We start from the raw sequence: 14,875 nt of genomic DNA, 5'->3' as shown, positions 1-14,875 counted from the left end.
CCTGTTCATCTCTCCATCATCGCAACCGTATTGGGGCGATGCCAGCGGGGCTGCGCCATCCGGGCATGCCTCAGCCAAGGAGTGCACTCCAGTCTACGGGGCCTGCCGGCGCCGGCTTTGCGGCCGGCAGGCCTGTCCGTCCGCCGCTGCGCGCCTTCGGCTTGGCGGCGGGGTCCGGCGGAGCGGGGATGGGCGGCCCCCAGGGAAGGGCAAAGGCGGGCACCGGTTCTCCCAGCTGCACCCCGTGGGGAGGCACAACCATGACGCCGTCGGCCGAGGCCAGTCCGCGCATCATGCCCGGGCCCGTGTGCTGGGCCGGCGAGGCCATGCCGTAAAGCAGGCGGAACGGGAGCAGGCGCGTGCGCCCGGGTTCGGGGTCGAGGGTGGTTCCGCAGGGGACCTCCTGCACGGCCGGCAGGGCCCGGTGTCCCAGCGCCGCGAGCAGCGGGGCCCCCACCGTGGACAGGGCCATCATGGCGGCCAGGGGATTTCCCGGCAGTCCCAGCACGAACCGCCCATCCGGAAGTTCGGCCAGGACGGCCGGGTGTCCGGGACGCATGGCCACTCCGTCGATGATGAGCCGCCCGCCCAGCTCGCCTACTGCGCGGCGGAGGTGGTCTGTGCCGGACTTTCCCGTCCCGCCCGTAGTGATGACGACGTCGGCCGGCAGGTCCGGCGTGCCCGGCACCTCGGGGACCACGTCCTCCAGGGCAGCAAGCCATTCAGCGTAGGAATCGCCGATCCGTTGCTGCCCGCCCGCAAGCCCGCCCAGCATGCCCACCACGGCCGGCAGCTGCGGGCCGAAAGTGTCACGCACCTGGCCGGGAACGGGCAGGCCGCGTTCCACCACTTCAGAACCTGTCAGCAGCAGCCGCACGAGCGGCTTCCCCTGGACCACAACCTCGTCGTAACCGGCAAGGGCGGCGAGGGCCAGGTGCGCGGGGTTCAGCACCACCCCGGCCTTGACCAGGATGTCCCCTGCCGAGGCTTCCTCCCCCGCTTTCCTGACGTGCTGGCCCGTCCGGGGTTCGCCGGGGCGTGCGGTGCCGCCGGTCACCAGGACGGGCAGTCCGTCGTCGTCCTTGTCCAGGCGGGCGCTTTCACTGCGCAGGACCGCCTTGGCGCCGGGCGGGATGAGCCCCCCCGTGGCGATGGGACTGGCCTGGTGCGGAGCCAGGGGCGCACCTGCGTCCACCAGGATCCACGGCCCGGTGCCGCTAACGGCCCAGCCGTCCATCGCCGACGACGCGTAGTGGGGCATCTCCTGCAGGGCCACAATGTCCTGGTCCAGCCGGCGCCCAAGGGCCAGCTCCAGGGGGACGGGACCGGCAGGGATCGGAGTGCCGGCGTCAAAGGCAGCCTGCCTGGCTTCTTCCCACGTGTGGTCGAGGTGCCGCGGCTGCCCGGTTTCGGAGGCGCCCGCTTCCTCTTGGGACTCCTTCGTCATTCGCCGGGAGCCCCGGCGGCTTCAGCATCGTAGTCGGCAGCCAGGGAACGGGCCACGGCCAGCGCGGACTCCATGGAAGCAGCATTGGGTGACTGGCCCAAGCCGGAGGCAAGGCCGGCAGCGTAACCGGCAATGAAGGTAGTCAGCGGCGCCGCCGGACGTACCACCGCGTGGGCGGCCACACCAGCGAGGGCAAGGATGGCATTAACGTCCACCTGGACGTCCTCCAGTTCATAGGCCTGGAGCAGGGACCTGCACCACTCCTCCAGCGTTTCATCCTGGCTTTTCACGAACGTGCCTCCCTATTTAACTGCGGCTGCGCCGGCCCTTGGCCCTTGTCCTGGTTTCCGGCGACAATCCCTAGTGCGGCGGCATCATCCCAGGTATCCACGTCTGCCGTGGAACCTGCAGGGACGGTGACAGGCTGCACTTCCAGACTAGCAAGGAGGGAGCGCACCGAGCCGTTAATAAGGGCACCCCGGGACGAGAGCTCCGCTGCCGACCTTTTTAACGCTGCCGTGCGGTAAAAACCAGCAAGGGGCTGGAGCCGCCCGTCTTCCGAGCGGGCCACGGCGCCGTCTGCCTCCCCCAGCGCCACTGCAGCCGCCAGCGCCCCTATGGCGTCCCGGACCAGCGGCATGTCGCAGGCCAGCACCAGGGTGAACTCGGCCGCGCGCCCTTCCTGGGCGAGGGCCTCAAGCCCTGCGGAGATGGCCGCTGCCGGGCCTGCAAACTCGGGCTGTTCCCGGCAGAACAGCACCCCCGGAACAGTATGTCCGGGCCCCGGGCCCACCACCACCGTTCGCGAAGCACCTGCTGCAGCCGCCAGCGCGCGCTGGAGGAGCGTGTCCCGGCGGAAGACCAAATCCTGCTTCGGCACACCGTCGAGCCGGGAAGACCGGCCGCCGGCCAGGATCACCGCATCGAAGTCCAGCCGGTTCTGTTCCATTCCCCCAGCCTAGCCATCGTTGGCGCTGTCGGCGCGCCGGGGGCTGCGGTCAGGCTGCGCGCTCCGGCAGCAGGAACGGGTCCCAGGCGGGGGTGGGCTTCTCGAGTTCCTTGATCTGCCAGATGGTTCCGTGCGGTGGCTCCGGGACGAAACGCAGCTTCCAGCCCATTTCAGCCGGCGTATGGTCGCCCTTGACGTTGTTGCAGCGCAGGCAGGCCGCCACCAGGTTCTCCCAGGAGTCCTCGCCGCCCCGGGACTTGGGCTGGACGTGGTCGATGGTGTGGGCCGCCTTTCCGCAGTAGGCGCATCTGTGCCCGTCGCGTCTGAGCACTCCGCGGCGGCTGACTGCCGTGGCCTGGTTGTACCTCGGACGGATGTAGCGGTTCAGGAGGATCACGGACGGGCGGCCCAGGATTTCCTGCGGTCCCACCACGGGATCATCGCCTTCGGCAACCACACTGGCCTTGCCCGTGAGCACAAGCACCAGCGCCCGGCGGAAAGTGATCACCGCCAGGGGCTCATACCCAGCATTCAGAACGAGAGTGCGCATGCACGTACCTCTTCACGGCCGCACCCGTCCAGGGGCACGAGGGCCGGCTGCCCTCGGCATGTCCGGGCTATGGATCGACACCACAAGAGTAAACACAGAAGCGCGCTATCGGCTAATTCCTGTTCCGGAACTGTCGTGTCGGCCCAGCCGAGGGCCCCTGCAGAACGGCCGGAGCAGCGGCCCTAAGCAGCGGGCCCTTAAAGGGGAAAGGACCCCTGCCGTGGGGCAGGGGTCCTTTTGCGTCCCGGGTGGACAGCCGAATACCGGAATCAGTTCACGCGGATGAAGACGGGGCCGGAGCCGACGTTGGCGCTGAAGACCACCGTCTGGTTTCCGTTGTAGCCGCCGTGGACGGCCTGGCCGTTGCCCGCGTAGACAGCGATGTGCGCCATGCCGGCGCCTCCGTCTGCGTAGTAGATCAGGTCGCCCGGCTGGGCCTCTGCTGCACTGACCGTGCGGCCCAGGGAGAGGTAGCCTGCAGGCCAGTCGTGGAAGTTGATCCCCACTGCTGCCAGGGAGTTCGTGACCAGCATGGTGCAGTCCTGCATAACACCCAGCTGGGCGTAGGCAGCGGACAGGATGGCTGCGCCCTTGCCGCTGGCGGAAGCGGTAGGAGCGGCTGCGGGGGCCGAAGCCGTGGAAACCTTGGCGGTGACCTTGGGAGCAGCAGCAGGCTGGGCGGCGGGAGCCGGCTCGGCCTCCTGGACCTCAACAGGGGCAGGCTCTTCGATGACCGGGGCCGGCGTGGTGGTGACGGCGGGCTTCTCGAAGGTGATGGCGATGGTGGAAGCAGCAGAGATGGGTGCCTCGACGGCGGATTCAACTTCCAGGGTGGAAGGAGCGGAATCGCGCTGGACGTTGGAGTCGGCAGCGTTTGCCGCAATGCCGCTGGTCAGCACCAGGCCGGAAGCAGCGGCGATGACCGCCGCCTGGCGGCCTACGCCACCGGCGTTCTCGCCGACAGCCTTGGCGATGATGGCGATTGAGTTGGTTTTGGTGACCTCGGCGCGATGCCGTGCGGTAGCACGAGTAGTCATCAGTTCTCTCTTTCGTTTTCCTCAGGGCCGTTGTGGGCACCAAGGGATGTGGACGCGCCGGCATCTTGGGGGTACGCCGGCACGCCCCGAACGGGGATGTGGTGTTAGCGGGAAGTGTGGAGCAAAGAAATAGTTCCTGGACCCGAGGGTCCAAGAACTATTTGCTGACGGTGAAGAACGAGGAGCTGCCGGTCGCAGCTACGGCGTGGAGCAGCGTGCCCTGGGAGGGGTTGAGTGCGCTGATCATCATGCCGTTGCCGACGTAGATGCCTACGTGCGCTCCGCCGTTCTGCATGACCAGGTCGCCGGCCTGCGGGGTGGAGGTGGGCGTCATGGCGGTCCAGGCGTTGACCCGGGGGATGCTGATGCCGGCCTGGGCGTAAACCCACTGGGTGAAGCCCGAGCAGTCCCACCCGGTGACAGGGCTGGTGCCGCCCCAGACGTACGGGCTGCCGATGCCGGTGTAGGCGATGCCAGCGATGCCCGAGGTGGAAGCGGAAGAGACAGTCTTGGCCAGCTTGTCCGCTGCGGATTCCGTAGTGCCCGCGGTGGAGGCCGCGCCGGTTTCCGTGGCGGTGGACTGCGCCCGCACCGGCGCCGGCTTCGGCGCGGCCGTGGTCTTGACGACCGGGCGTTCGAAGGAAACGGTAGCCGTGGGTGCTGCGGTGACTGCCAGGGCAGCCTGTGCGGAACCGGACTCCGTGGAAGCGGAAACACCAGCGGTGGTGTCCGCTGCGTTGGCGGGCAGGCCCATGCTGAGGATAAGACCGGAAGCTGCGGCGATAACGGCAGCCTGGCGACCTACTGTCCCGGCATTGGCACTAACAGCCTTGGACATGCCGTCCAAGGGGTTGGTACGAACCGTTTGCGCACGGTGGCGCGCAGAATTATTGCGTGAAGACACGAAGGTAGCCTCTCCCAATGCCTGCGAGGTGAGCTGTCGGATTCGGATGGGAGTCACCCGGCCGCGCTGCTTCCAAGGAAACTTTGCGACTTAACCCCAAGGTCTTAGCCAAAGCCAAGACCAAAATTGGTTCCCCCGCCCCTGCCAGACGATGAAATGCGAACGGACCTTGAGCGGTGGCAGAGTTAGGCAATCCGCACAAGAGCGTCAACTTCGGAAAAGTTGACGCGAGTTAGACGGTACAGCAGTTTTGAGTGAATGTCACATTCAGGTCACGGCATGTCACGACGATCTGATAGTTCACCGTCATTTGACTAGAGCCAGCCGGTGGGATCGACTACTTCACCGTTGACCTGCACCTCGAAGTGGAGGTGGCAGCCAGTGGAGGCGCCCGTGGTCCCGCTGAGGGCAACAACGTCCCCGCGGGAGACCGTCTGCCCTTCCTTCACGCTGAAGGAGGAGAGGTGGTTGTACGTGGTTTCCAGTCCGTTGCCATGATCCACCACAACGCGGTTTCCGCCGCCGAACTGGTGCCAGCCCACGAAGGTCACCGTGCCGGTGGCGGCAGCGAGGACGGACGTGCCGCACTGGGCCACGTAGTCCTGGCCGCGGTGGAAGTCGCCTGAGCCGCCAGTAATGGGGCTGACGCGGTAGCCGAAGGGGGATGCCGTGGTCAGTGTGGCCAGCGGCGCGCCGAGGCTTCCGGCCGAGGCGGCCCGTGACACAGAGCCGGCGGACTGGGCACTGAGCAGCTGCTTGAGCTTGCCGTCCGGATCCGCCTGGGTGACGACGGCCGAGCGGCTGAAATCGATCTGGGCGCCGGCCTCCGCTGAGATCTGGGGCTGCGGAGTGACGGCTGAAGCTGCGACCGGCGTGACACCGGGAGCGTTGTTTGCCATCACGGGACTGGTGGCCGGCACTGTCACGGTCAATACCAGGCCTGTGGCGGCGAGTGCGATTCCGGCCTTTTGGCCGATCCCGCTGGCTGCCGCGAACTCGGTGACCTGGCGGAAGGGACCACGACGGCGGCGCGCATCACGGTGCGGATCGCGGGGGCGTTCCGTGGTGATGACTTCGACAACCCGCGGCGTCGCAGCGGGTACCGCGGCGCGGCGGCGTCCCCTGGGGGTCTGCATGGACAAGAAGGGTTCCTCTCTGGAAAGCCTGCGAAGTTAGCTGTCGGATTCGGGTCAGAGAGTTCAAAGACCCGGTCCGCCGTAAGCAAGCTTCGGCACAGGAGGTATCCACGGAGGATCCTTCACTGGAAGAGGCTTGCTGCTGACGGACTTCACCCCAAGGCAGTCCCCCGGCTGCCGCTTGTGGTTCCCCCGCCTCTGCCAGTAATGACTCGTGCACCTGGTCCGCTGGCAGAGCTCGGCTCCGGATCAGGTAACGCTTTAGTATCAACGCTTGGGTTTAACTATAGGGCCATAAGTCCCAAAGTAACAATTCCGTTATCTTTGCGTAACCGGCGCCCAATGGGGTAGCCCGGAGGGCCCCAAGCCGCCCCTAGCGTACGGCCACGAAGACGTGCGCCGCGACTTCGGGCGGCAGTTCCAGGGCCCCTTCGATGCCCGGGACGCGGACCGAGATGTACTCCCCCACCCGCTCCAGCGATACGGAGGCGCCGGGCCGGATTCCGCCCTCATCCAGCTGGACCAGCAGCTCGGGTTCCACCTGGATCGGCTCAGCCAAGCGGCTAACGGTCACTTCCGAGGCCGGGCCATAGGACTTCATGGCCTCAAGCAGGCTGACGGCCGCGTCCGCGGAGGCCTGCGCCTGGCCGCCAAGGGCCGCCAGGCCGGGGATGGGGTTGCCGTACGGGGACTCGGTGGGGTGGTTCAGCATTTCGTAGATGCGCCGTTCCACCCGCTCGCTCATCACGTGCTCCCAGCGGCAGGCTTCATCATGGACGTAGGCCCAGTCCAGGCCAATGACGTCGGCAAGGAGCCGCTCGGCCAGCCGGTGCTTCCGCATGACTTCCGTGGCGCGCTTCCGTCCCACTTCCGTAAGTTCAAGGTGCCGGTCCCCCGAAACCACCACCAGCCCGTCCCGTTCCATCCGGCCGATGGTCTGTGACACAGTGGGCCCGGAGTGGCGCAGCCGCTCCGCAATCCGGGCGCGGAGGGCTACGATGTTTTCTTCCTCAAGCTCCAAGATGGTCCGAAGGTACATCTCCGTAGTGTCGATCAGATCCGTCATCCAGCTCAGCTCCTCGAGCGCAGTACCTTGCGTTGTCCCACCGTACCGCCTTCACATGCGGCGTGGTCCGTTGGAAAGCTTAGCCTATTTTGAGTTTGTCCGAATAGTTGACGGCGAGGGCGGGCCCTGTCTCAATGTCTGGACTATGACGGTCCAGGTTCCCGCTGAAACAGCTGTTCGGGCAGAATAAGGGAGGGCCCGGGTCACAGTCGCCGCCGACTGCCTGCCGTCCACCATCCGTCCGGACCAACAGCCCGTCCACGCCGAAATTGGAGCACCTGTGAGCGAAAACAGCATCACTATTCCCGCCGACCTCCTGCCCCAGGACGGGCGGTTCGGCGCCGGTCCGTCCAAGGTCCGGCAGGAGCAGATCGATGCTTTGTCCGCCGCATCGAAGACCATCCTGGGAACGTCCCACCGGCAGGCCCCCGTCAAGAACCTGGTGGGATCTGTACGCGAAGGCCTCAGCCAGTTCTTCCGCGCACCCGAAGGCTATGAAGTGGTGCTGGGCGTCGGCGGCTCCACGGCGTTCTGGGACATCGCCAGCTTCGGCCTGGTGGAGAAGAAGGCCCAGCACCTCTCGTTCGGTGAATTCGGCTCGAAATTCGCCGCGGCCACCAACAAGGCGCCGTTCCTGGATGCCTCCTCCATCATCAAATCCGAGCCTGGCACCCGCCCGGCCGCACAGGCTGAGGCGGGCGTTGACGCCTACGCCTGGCCGCAGAATGAGACGTCCACCGGCGTTTCCGCCCCCGTGAAGCGCGTGGCAGGAGCGGATGAGGGCGCCCTGGTCCTTGTGGACGCGACGTCGGCTGCCGGCGGCCTGGACGTCGACGTGGCGGAGAGCGACGTCTACTACTTCGCCCCGCAGAAGAACTTTGCCTCCGACGGCGGGCTCTGGCTTGGCCTGTTCTCCCCTGCTGCCCTGGAACGCGCGGCGCGGATCAAGGCCACGGGCCGCTGGATCCCGGACTTCCTGGACCTCCAGACAGCCATTGACAACTCCCGCCTGAACCAGACGTACAACACCCCGTCACTGTCCACCCTGGTGACCCTGGACGCCCAGGTGCAGTGGCTGAACGGGAACGGCGGCCTGGACTTCGCTGCGGCGCGGACTGCTGATTCCGCCGGACGCATTTACAGCTGGGCCGAGACCTCCGAATTCGCTACGCCGTTCGTCGCAAACCCGGACGAGCGCTCCAACGTCATCGCCACGATCGACTTCGATGATTCCGTGGACGCAGCAGTGGTGGCCAAGGTCCTGCGCGCCAACGGCATCGTGGACACCGAGCCGTACCGGAAGCTGGGGCGCAACCAACTGCGCATCGCCACGTTCGTGGCCATCGAGCCATCCGATGTCTCCGCCCTGCTGGCCAGCATCGACTACGTGGTGGGCGAACTGCGCAAGTAGGACTGCGCAAGCAGCGGAAGTGCCTTAACGTACGACGGCTAACGTACGACGGCGCCGCCCGGGATCATCCCGGACGGCGCCGTTCGTGTGTGGTCAGTAAGTCCGTGCGTCGTCGTCAGGCTGCCCGTCGTCGTCCGGCTGCCCGTCGTCGTCAGGCTGCCCGTCGTCGTCAGGCTCCCCGCCCCCGGGCACCTGGCCCTGTTCAGGTTCCTGTGCCTGGGCTGGTTCCTGGCCCTGTTCATGTTCCTGTGCCTGGGCTGGTTCCCGGGTCTGTTCGGGTTCCTGCTCGTCCTCGGGGCGGACGCGTTCTGCCCACGGCACCCACTCCGGGGCAAGGATCGAATCTTCCGACGGCAGCAGGCCGAGTTCGTTGACCGTGACCACCTTGGAGCGGGAGTTGCGGGTCAGCACCGCATACCATTGCCAGCCCAGGTAGCCCGGCAGCCTGGACTCAAACAGATGGGTCACCAGGCGGTCGCCTTCGCTTTTCGCCGCGAGGTGCTGGCCGATTGTTGCCGCCGGCGTGATGCCCTCGATGGCGGTGCGGGCCGTGTCCACGGCTGCAGCCAGGAAGGCATCGGGCTTCCCCGTCCGCCACACCGGAACTCCCGCGCGGCGCCTGGACACGGCCTTAGCCCCCGCAGCTGCAGGGTTGGCAACGGCAGCACCCCCCGCCGTCGGACCGTCCTGGTCCGGGGCGGCCGGCACCGGCTGTTCAGCTTCCGGGTTCATCGGCGCCTAAACGTCCAGCTCGTCGGCAACCTTACGCAGGGCCGCGGCGATGGCCTTGCCCTTGTTGCCTTCCGGGTACTTGCCGGCGGAGAGCGTTCCGGAGAGATTGTCCAGCACGGTCACCAGGTCCTGGACCAGCGGGGCGAGTTCCTTGGCGTTCGGCCGTTTGGCCTTGGCGATCGAGGGCGTCTTGTCCAGCACGCGCAGCCCCAGGGCCTGGGCGCCCTTGCGCCCATCAGCTACCCCGAATTCAACCCGGGTGCCGGCCTTGAGCTCTGTTACGCCTTCGGGCAGCGACGATTTGGGCAGGAATACCTCCTGGCCGTCTTCGCCTGCGAGGAACCCGAAGCCCTTGTCCTTGTCATACCACTTGACCTTGCCGGTAGGCACGTAATCAACCTTCTTCGTTCTGACGTCTTCTGACACGGCCAGCCCTCACCGCATCCGCATTGCTGTGCGGGTTTAGGGCATGACGGCTGTAACCGTGTTGGTCTATCCCTCAAGGTTATCCTGCCCGCCGCCCTATTCATGCTTTCAATGGCTCCGTGCAGCCTTCCGGCGGCACCCTCCAACACCATTCACTCCCGACGCTGCAGGAGCGGTAGCGTTACGTCCATGACACCCTCGCGCTACCGGCGTGCCCTGATGATCCTCGCCGCGGCTGTCGCCGTGCTTTCCCTGGTGGCGGTAGGCGCCGTGATGGCCCTTGCCTTCGCCGGCTCCGTGGCTCCGGCCTGGGTCACCTACACGGCGCTGTACGGCCTGCCCCTGGCCTTCCTCCTGATGCTCTTCCTGGTTCTGGACAGCGTTGCCGGGCGCCGCCGGGCAGGAAACGCGGACCGGCGGTAACGTTGGACTGATGTCCCTCATTCGTGCGTTGAGCAAGGAGCTGGAGGCACGCAGCGACGATTCACTGCGTGCGCTGTTCGATGCGCGGCCGGACCTCATCTCGCCCCCTGTTCCGGACTTCCCTGCCCTTGCCGCCCGGGCAAGTGCCAGGCTCAGCGTGCAGCGGGCGCTTGAACGCCTCAACCGGCCGCAGATGCAGGTCCTCGAAACCCTCCACCTGTGCACCAATACGGATACCGGCCACAGCGCGTCCGCTTCCGGGCTCCGCAAGATGATTTCCGGATCGTCGGCAGCCTCTGTGGAGCGGATCCTTCATTCGCTGCAGGAACTTGCTCTGGTGCACCGCGCCGAGCCGCCGCACGGCACCCCCGCGTCCGCGGCGAAACAGCACTACTACCTCCCGGTGGGTTCGCTGAAGGACGTGGTGGGCATCTATCCCGCCGGGCTGGGCAGGAGCTACACCGAACTGGTCCGCCTCCAGCCGGCCTTCGCCCAGCGCGCCGTGCAGCTGGTGTCCGAGCTGCACCGCAGCGGTGTAGCCATCCACGATGCCACCACGCCAATGGAGGCAGCGCTCGCGCTGCAACACTGGACGTCCTCCCCGGAGGCCCTCCAGAGTATTCTGGCCACCGCCCCGGAGCGGACGACGGCGCTGCTCGCCAGGTTCCGGAACTGGGCCATGGGTGCCGTCCCCCAGGCGCAACGGAAGGCCTCAATCACCACGGAAGGATCCGACGTCGGGCCCGTGGACTGGCTCCTTGCGCGCGGCCTGCTGGTGCCGCTGGACGCGGCGCACGTCGAGCTGCCGCACAGCGTGGGGATCTCCCTGCGCGGCGGTGCGGTGATTGACGATTTCACGTTGTCGCCACCGGTCCCCCACCTCGGCCGGACCTCGGCGGCGCTGCGCAGGAACGCAGCCCTCAGTGCCATCTCGGAGACGCTGCGCCTGGTGGGCGATCTGCTCCACGCGGTAGGGGACCAGCCGCTGGCCACGCTCCGCAGCGGCGGAGTGGGGGTGCGCGAGATGAGGCGTTTGGCCGAACTGCTCCGGATCGACCTGCAGCACGCCGGGGTCCTGCTGGAGCTGTCCGCACTGGCCGGCCTCATTCGCCTGGACGTCGATTCCTCCTGCTGGGTCCAGCCTCCGCAGCTGGAATGGCTTATCCTCCCGCGGCAGGAACAGTGGCTCTGGCTGGTGAACGCCTGGCTGTCCAGCGAGCGCGTGCCGTCCCTGGTGGGCCAGCCCATCACCGGAACGCGGAACGCGCCGGCAGCACACCGTTCCGCCTCCGGAAGCACCATCATCGCGCTGTCAGCCGAAGCGCAGCGGCCCGATGCCCCGGTGGTCCGCAAACGCATCCTGGAGATCCTGAATGAACTGACCGTCGAGGCAGGCTCCCCCGACGGGACTGCCCCGGTACTGGATGCGGCGACTGTCCTCCAGCGCGCAGAGTGGGCCCAGCCCAGGATGGCCAGGCGCTTCAGCTCCATGATCCGCGGCGTGCTCGCGGAAGCCGAACTCCTTGGCCTGGTGGGGTCCGGGGCCCTGAGCCAGCTGGGAAGTGCGCTGGCGGAAGACAACCCTGATGCCGCCCTTGCCATCCTGGGAGAGCACCTGCCGGCAGCTGTAACCCACGTCCTGCTGCAGGCCGACCTCACTGCTGTCGCCCCGGGGTACCTCGCCCCCGAACTCGCCGGGAAACTGCTGCTGATGGCTGACCCGGAAGGCCAGGGACCAGCCACCATCTACCGCTTCTCGGCCGGCTCCATCAAGCGTGCCCTGGACACCGGACACAGCGCCGCCGGCATCCTGGAGTTCCTCCGGGAGCACTCGGCCACCGCGGTGCCCCAGCCGCTCGAATACCTCGTGGAGGACACCGCCTCACGGCACGGAAGGCTGCGGGTGGGGGCGGCAGCCAGCTTTGTCCAGAGCGAAGACGAAGCAGCGCTCCTGGACCTTCTCTCCGGACCGAAGGCGTCCGGCCTGAACCTGGTGAAGATTGCGCCCACCGTCCTGGTTTCCTCCGCACCGCCGCGGGAAACGGCCCAGGTTCTCCGGAGCCTGGGGCTCTCCCCCTCGGTGGACGGCGCGGACGAACCCGTGGTCCGGCTCCGGGGAACCCCGGCAACGCAAGACCACCTCCGCCCTGTCTACACCGCCCCGCGGACGGCGCCCGGGGCTGAGGAGGTGGACGCCCAGCTTGCGGTCCTGCGCCAGGTGGGGCCCGCCGTCGGACACCGCGGAGGTGCCGGACACCCGGACGGCGAGGCAGGGACGCAGCTGGGGCTTGAGGCGCTGCAGCGCGCCATCAGGCTCAAGCAGCGGATCAGCATGAACGTGGTGGACGGGCTGGGGAATGCCAACCTGGAAATTGTTGTTCCGCTATCAGTAAGCGGCGGACGCGTCCGGGTGTTTGATCCCGCAAAGGAAACGGAACGCGTGCTGTCAATCCACCGCATCATCGACATTGAGGCTGCAGAGGAACTGCGCCAGTGAAGGACTTCCCTGCGTGAACGACGGACCCCTGATCGTCCAGAGCGACAAAACCATCCTGCTTGAAGTGGACCATGAACTGGCAACCGAGGCCCGCCACGCCATCGCGCCCTTCGCCGAGCTGGAACGTGCTCCGGAGCACATGCACAGCTACCGGCTGACCCCGCTGGGGCTCTGGAATGCCCGCGCCGCCGGCCTGGACGCGGAGAAGGTGCTGGATACGCTCCTGAAGTACTCGCGCTTCCCGGTCCCGCATTCGCTGCTGATCGACGTTGAGGAAACCATGTCCAGGTACGGGCGGCTGCGCCTGGAGAAGGACCCGCAGCACGGTTTGGTGATGCGCACCGACGATTACCCCGTCCTCGAGGAAGTGATCCGGGCCAAGAAGATCCACCCCCTGCTGGGGCCCCGGATCGACGGTGAGACCGTTGTGGTGCACGCCTCCCAGCGCGGGCAGCTCAAGCAGCTCCTGCTGAAGATCGGCTGGCCGGCAGAGGACCTGGCCGGGTATGTGGACGGCACCCCGCACCTGATCGCGCTCAATGAGGACGGCTGGAAGCTGCGGCCGTACCAGCGGATGGCCAGCGACAACTTCTGGTCCGGCGGAAGCGGCGTGGTGGTGCTTCCCTGCGGAGCCGGAAAGACCCTGGTGGGCGCCGCTGCCATGGCAACCGGCTCAACCACAACACTGATCCTGGTCACCAACACGGTTGCCGCCCGGCAGTGGAAGGACGAGCTGCTCAGGCGCACGTCCCTCACCGAGGACGAGATCGGCGAATATTCGGGAGCGGTCAAGGAAGTACGCCCGGTGACCATCGCCACCTACCAGGTGCTGACCACCAAGCGCGGCGGCCTGTACCCGCACTTGGAGCTGGTGGACGGCCATGACTGGGGACTGATCATCTACGACGAAGTGCACCTGTTGCCCGCACCGATTTTCCGGATGACGGCCGACCTCCAGGCACGGCGCCGGCTGGGACTCACGGCCACCTTGGTCCGTGAGGACGGCCGCGAGGGCGAGGTCTTTTCCCTGATCGGGCCCAAGCGCTACGACGCCCCATGGAAGGACATTGAGTCCCAGGGCTACATCGCCCCTGCAGACTGTGTGGAGGTCCGCGTCGACCTGCCCAAGGACGAACGGGTTGCCTATGCCATGGCCGAGGACACGGACAAGTACCGGCTGTGCTCCACCTCCGAGTCCAAGACGCAGGTGGTGGAACAGCTGGTGGCCCGGCATGCCGGGGAGCAGCTGCTGGTCATCGGCCAGTACATCGACCAGCTGGACGACCTCGGCGAGCGCCTGAAGGCCCCGGTGATCAAGGGCGACACCTCCGTGAAGGTGCGCCAGAAGCTCTTCGATGCGTTCCGCGCCGGTGACATCCAGACGCTGGTGGTCTCCAAGGTGGCCAACTTCTCCATCGACCTTCCGGAAGCCTCGGTGGCCATTCAGGTGTCGGGTTCCTTCGGGTCGCGCCAGGAGGAGGCGCAGCGGCTGGGCCGGCTGTTGCGGCCCAAGAAGGACGGCCGGGCTGCACGCTTCTATTCGCTCGTGGCCCGGGACACCCTGGACCAGGAATTTGCGGCAAAGCGCCAGCGGTTCCTGGCCGAGCAGGGCTATGCCTACCGGATCATGGACGCCAAGGACGTGGAACAGAAACCCTCTGGCACCTAATAGCCACCTACCGGGTATGTAACGGGATGGCCACAAACGTGTTGTCCGTGCCGCGCCGGCTCGCGTGGCTGATGCTTCCAATGCCCGTCTTTTCGTTGCGGCGAGGGCGTAGTGGTGGTGGAAGGCGTGCCCGCGGGGCCCAGGATCCTGACCGCTACGGACTTGTTCACCGGCTGGACCGAGAACCTCGTGGTCCGCAACGGCGCGCACAAGGGGTGCCCGGGCTTTAATGGTGAATCTCTCTTCCGGACGTTGTCACCCCGTTATCCCCGGGCTACACTCAGAGCGCTGGGTGTCACATTGGTAACAGGTCCTGAACTCAGATCAGGATGGGCGAAGCCTCACGGCCTTCCCCGTGTATGAGGACGCGTGAATGCGCAGTCGCCCCAGCCGATCCACCCGCGCACCCCCAAGCCATAACACTTGGCTCCGTGCTGCCTGCCCGCTCCGTGCCGCAAAGACGCGACCACCGAGTAGCCGGCGGGCACCCGACGCGCGGGCGCCATCCGATCAGATTCTTGGAGAGGGATGCTGGGGGACCTCCCGGTGCCGGACCACAGCTCCGCGCCGACCGTCACACCATCCGCCACTCTAAGAAGTGAGTTATTCAATGGAGAATATAACGCGC

Annotated in this window: 14 protein-coding genes and 2 riboswitches; of the genes, 4 read left to right on the top strand and 10 right to left on the bottom strand. The window is 66.8% G+C overall.

The features are described 5' to 3' along the window. Positions 1 to 70: 70 nt before the first annotated feature. The 8 genes from KTR40_RS03960 to KTR40_RS03925 all read right to left on the bottom strand — a co-directional run bounded on the left by KTR40_RS03960 (position 71) and on the right by KTR40_RS03925 (position 7,089). Positions 71 to 1,447, bottom strand: coding sequence for a molybdopterin molybdotransferase MoeA (locus tag KTR40_RS03960; RefSeq protein WP_139028152.1), 1,377 nt, complete (start codon positions 1,445 to 1,447; stop codon positions 71 to 73). Next, entirely contained in the window at positions 1,444 to 1,737 is a 294-nt protein-coding gene (locus tag KTR40_RS03955) for a DUF6457 domain-containing protein (protein WP_228405321.1), read from the bottom strand. Before KTR40_RS03955 ends, KTR40_RS03960 begins: the two co-directional genes overlap by 4 nt. Next, positions 1,734 to 2,396 (bottom strand): molybdenum cofactor guanylyltransferase, encoded by a 663-nt coding sequence (locus KTR40_RS03950; protein WP_228405320.1) that lies wholly within the window; start codon positions 2,394 to 2,396, stop codon positions 1,734 to 1,736. Before KTR40_RS03950 ends, KTR40_RS03955 begins: the two co-directional genes overlap by 4 nt. A 49-nt stretch (positions 2,397 to 2,445) precedes the next feature. After that, complete coding sequence (locus tag KTR40_RS03945; RefSeq protein ID WP_139028151.1) at positions 2,446 to 2,946, bottom strand: HNH endonuclease; 501 nt, start codon at positions 2,944 to 2,946, stop codon at positions 2,446 to 2,448. Positions 2,947 to 3,215: 269 nt separating this feature from the next. After that, complete coding sequence (locus tag KTR40_RS03940) at positions 3,216 to 3,983, bottom strand: NlpC/P60 family protein (RefSeq protein ID WP_139028150.1); 768 nt, start codon at positions 3,981 to 3,983, stop codon at positions 3,216 to 3,218. A 157-nt stretch (positions 3,984 to 4,140) separates the two neighbouring features. After that, positions 4,141 to 4,821, bottom strand: coding sequence for a C40 family peptidase (locus KTR40_RS03935; protein ID WP_139028149.1), 681 nt, complete (start codon positions 4,819 to 4,821; stop codon positions 4,141 to 4,143). A gap of 70 nt (positions 4,822 to 4,891) precedes the next feature. Beyond that, positions 4,892 to 5,089: riboswitch (cyclic di-AMP (ydaO/yuaA leader) on the bottom strand. Positions 5,090 to 5,201: 112 nt separating this feature from the next. Next, positions 5,202 to 6,023 carry a M23 family metallopeptidase gene (locus KTR40_RS03930; protein ID WP_228405319.1) on the bottom strand — a complete coding sequence of 274 codons (822 nt, stop codon included), beginning with the start codon at positions 6,021 to 6,023 and terminating at the stop codon, positions 5,202 to 5,204. A 10-nt stretch (positions 6,024 to 6,033) separates the two neighbouring features. After that, positions 6,034 to 6,277: riboswitch (cyclic di-AMP (ydaO/yuaA leader) on the bottom strand. A gap of 119 nt (positions 6,278 to 6,396) precedes the next feature. Next, the gene (locus KTR40_RS03925; protein WP_139028147.1) at positions 6,397 to 7,089 is read right to left on the bottom strand and encodes a metal-dependent transcriptional regulator; all 693 of its coding nucleotides are present in this window, start codon (positions 7,087 to 7,089) and stop codon (positions 6,397 to 6,399) included. Positions 7,090 to 7,369: 280 nt separating this feature from the next. On the opposite strand from KTR40_RS03925, the gene serC reads away from it, so the two are divergent. After that, positions 7,370 to 8,500, top strand: coding sequence for a phosphoserine transaminase (serC, locus tag KTR40_RS03920; protein ID WP_228405318.1), 1,131 nt, complete (start codon positions 7,370 to 7,372; stop codon positions 8,498 to 8,500). A gap of 93 nt (positions 8,501 to 8,593) precedes the next feature. Here the strand turns inward: serC and KTR40_RS03915 are convergent, their stop codons facing one another. Together KTR40_RS03915 and KTR40_RS03910 are read right to left on the bottom strand one after the other, a co-directional pair. After that, positions 8,594 to 9,232: a DUF3027 domain-containing protein gene (locus tag KTR40_RS03915; RefSeq protein WP_228405317.1), complete on the bottom strand. Its 639-nt coding sequence runs from the start codon at positions 9,230 to 9,232 to the stop codon at positions 8,594 to 8,596. Between the two features lie 6 nt (positions 9,233 to 9,238). Continuing rightward, on the bottom strand, positions 9,239 to 9,622 hold the full coding sequence (locus KTR40_RS03910; RefSeq protein WP_104996883.1) for a cold-shock protein: 384 nt from the start codon (positions 9,620 to 9,622) through the stop codon (positions 9,239 to 9,241). Between the two features lie 225 nt (positions 9,623 to 9,847). Between KTR40_RS03910 and KTR40_RS03905 the strand changes: the two genes are divergently transcribed. The 3 genes from KTR40_RS03905 to KTR40_RS03895 are packed head-to-tail and all read left to right on the top strand — an operon-like array spanning position 9,848 to position 14,247. Then, positions 9,848 to 10,081: a hypothetical protein gene (locus KTR40_RS03905; RefSeq protein ID WP_139028144.1), complete on the top strand. Its 234-nt coding sequence runs from the start codon at positions 9,848 to 9,850 to the stop codon at positions 10,079 to 10,081. 10 nt (positions 10,082 to 10,091) lie between these two features. Beyond that, the gene (locus KTR40_RS03900) at positions 10,092 to 12,578 is read left to right on the top strand and encodes a helicase-associated domain-containing protein (protein WP_139028143.1); all 2,487 of its coding nucleotides are present in this window, start codon (positions 10,092 to 10,094) and stop codon (positions 12,576 to 12,578) included. 13 nt (positions 12,579 to 12,591) lie between these two features. Further along, positions 12,592 to 14,247 (top strand): DNA repair helicase XPB, encoded by a 1,656-nt coding sequence (locus tag KTR40_RS03895; RefSeq protein ID WP_228405316.1) that lies wholly within the window; start codon positions 12,592 to 12,594, stop codon positions 14,245 to 14,247. Positions 14,248 to 14,875: the final 628 nt, after the last annotated feature.

It is taken from the genome of Pseudarthrobacter sp. L1SW, from assembly GCF_020809045.1.
In the GTDB taxonomy this organism is placed as follows: domain Bacteria; phylum Actinomycetota; class Actinomycetes; order Actinomycetales; family Micrococcaceae; genus Arthrobacter.
The sequence above is the reverse complement of the archived record's forward strand: the minus strand, read 5'-3'. Positions and strand labels throughout refer to the sequence as shown.

What these genes read in the sequence shown, in the direction of transcription:
- KTR40_RS03960 (WP_139028152.1), bottom strand. Translation starts at nt 1,447, where the DNA reads ATGACGAAGGAGTCCCAAGAGGAAGCGGGCGCCTCCGAAACCGGGCAG.
- KTR40_RS03950 (WP_228405320.1), bottom strand. Translation starts at nt 2,396, where the DNA reads ATGGAACAGAACCGGCTGGACTTCGATGCGGTGATCCTGGCCGGCGGC.
- KTR40_RS03945 (WP_139028151.1), bottom strand. Translation starts at nt 2,946, where the DNA reads ATGCGCACTCTCGTTCTGAATGCTGGGTATGAGCCCCTGGCGGTGATC.
- KTR40_RS03940 (WP_139028150.1), bottom strand. Translation starts at nt 3,983, where the DNA reads ATGACTACTCGTGCTACCGCACGGCATCGCGCCGAGGTCACCAAAACC.
- KTR40_RS03935 (WP_139028149.1), bottom strand. Translation starts at nt 4,821, where the DNA reads ATGTCCAAGGCTGTTAGTGCCAATGCCGGGACAGTAGGTCGCCAGGCT.
- KTR40_RS03930 (WP_228405319.1), bottom strand. Translation starts at nt 6,023, where the DNA reads ATGCAGACCCCCAGGGGACGCCGCCGCGCCGCGGTACCCGCTGCGACG.
- KTR40_RS03925 (WP_139028147.1), bottom strand. Translation starts at nt 7,089, where the DNA reads ATGACGGATCTGATCGACACTACGGAGATGTACCTTCGGACCATCTTG.
- KTR40_RS03915 (WP_228405317.1), bottom strand. Translation starts at nt 9,232, where the DNA reads ATGAACCCGGAAGCTGAACAGCCGGTGCCGGCCGCCCCGGACCAGGAC.
- KTR40_RS03905 (WP_139028144.1), top strand. Translation starts at nt 9,848, where the DNA reads ATGACACCCTCGCGCTACCGGCGTGCCCTGATGATCCTCGCCGCGGCT.
- KTR40_RS03900 (WP_139028143.1), top strand. Translation starts at nt 10,092, where the DNA reads ATGTCCCTCATTCGTGCGTTGAGCAAGGAGCTGGAGGCACGCAGCGAC.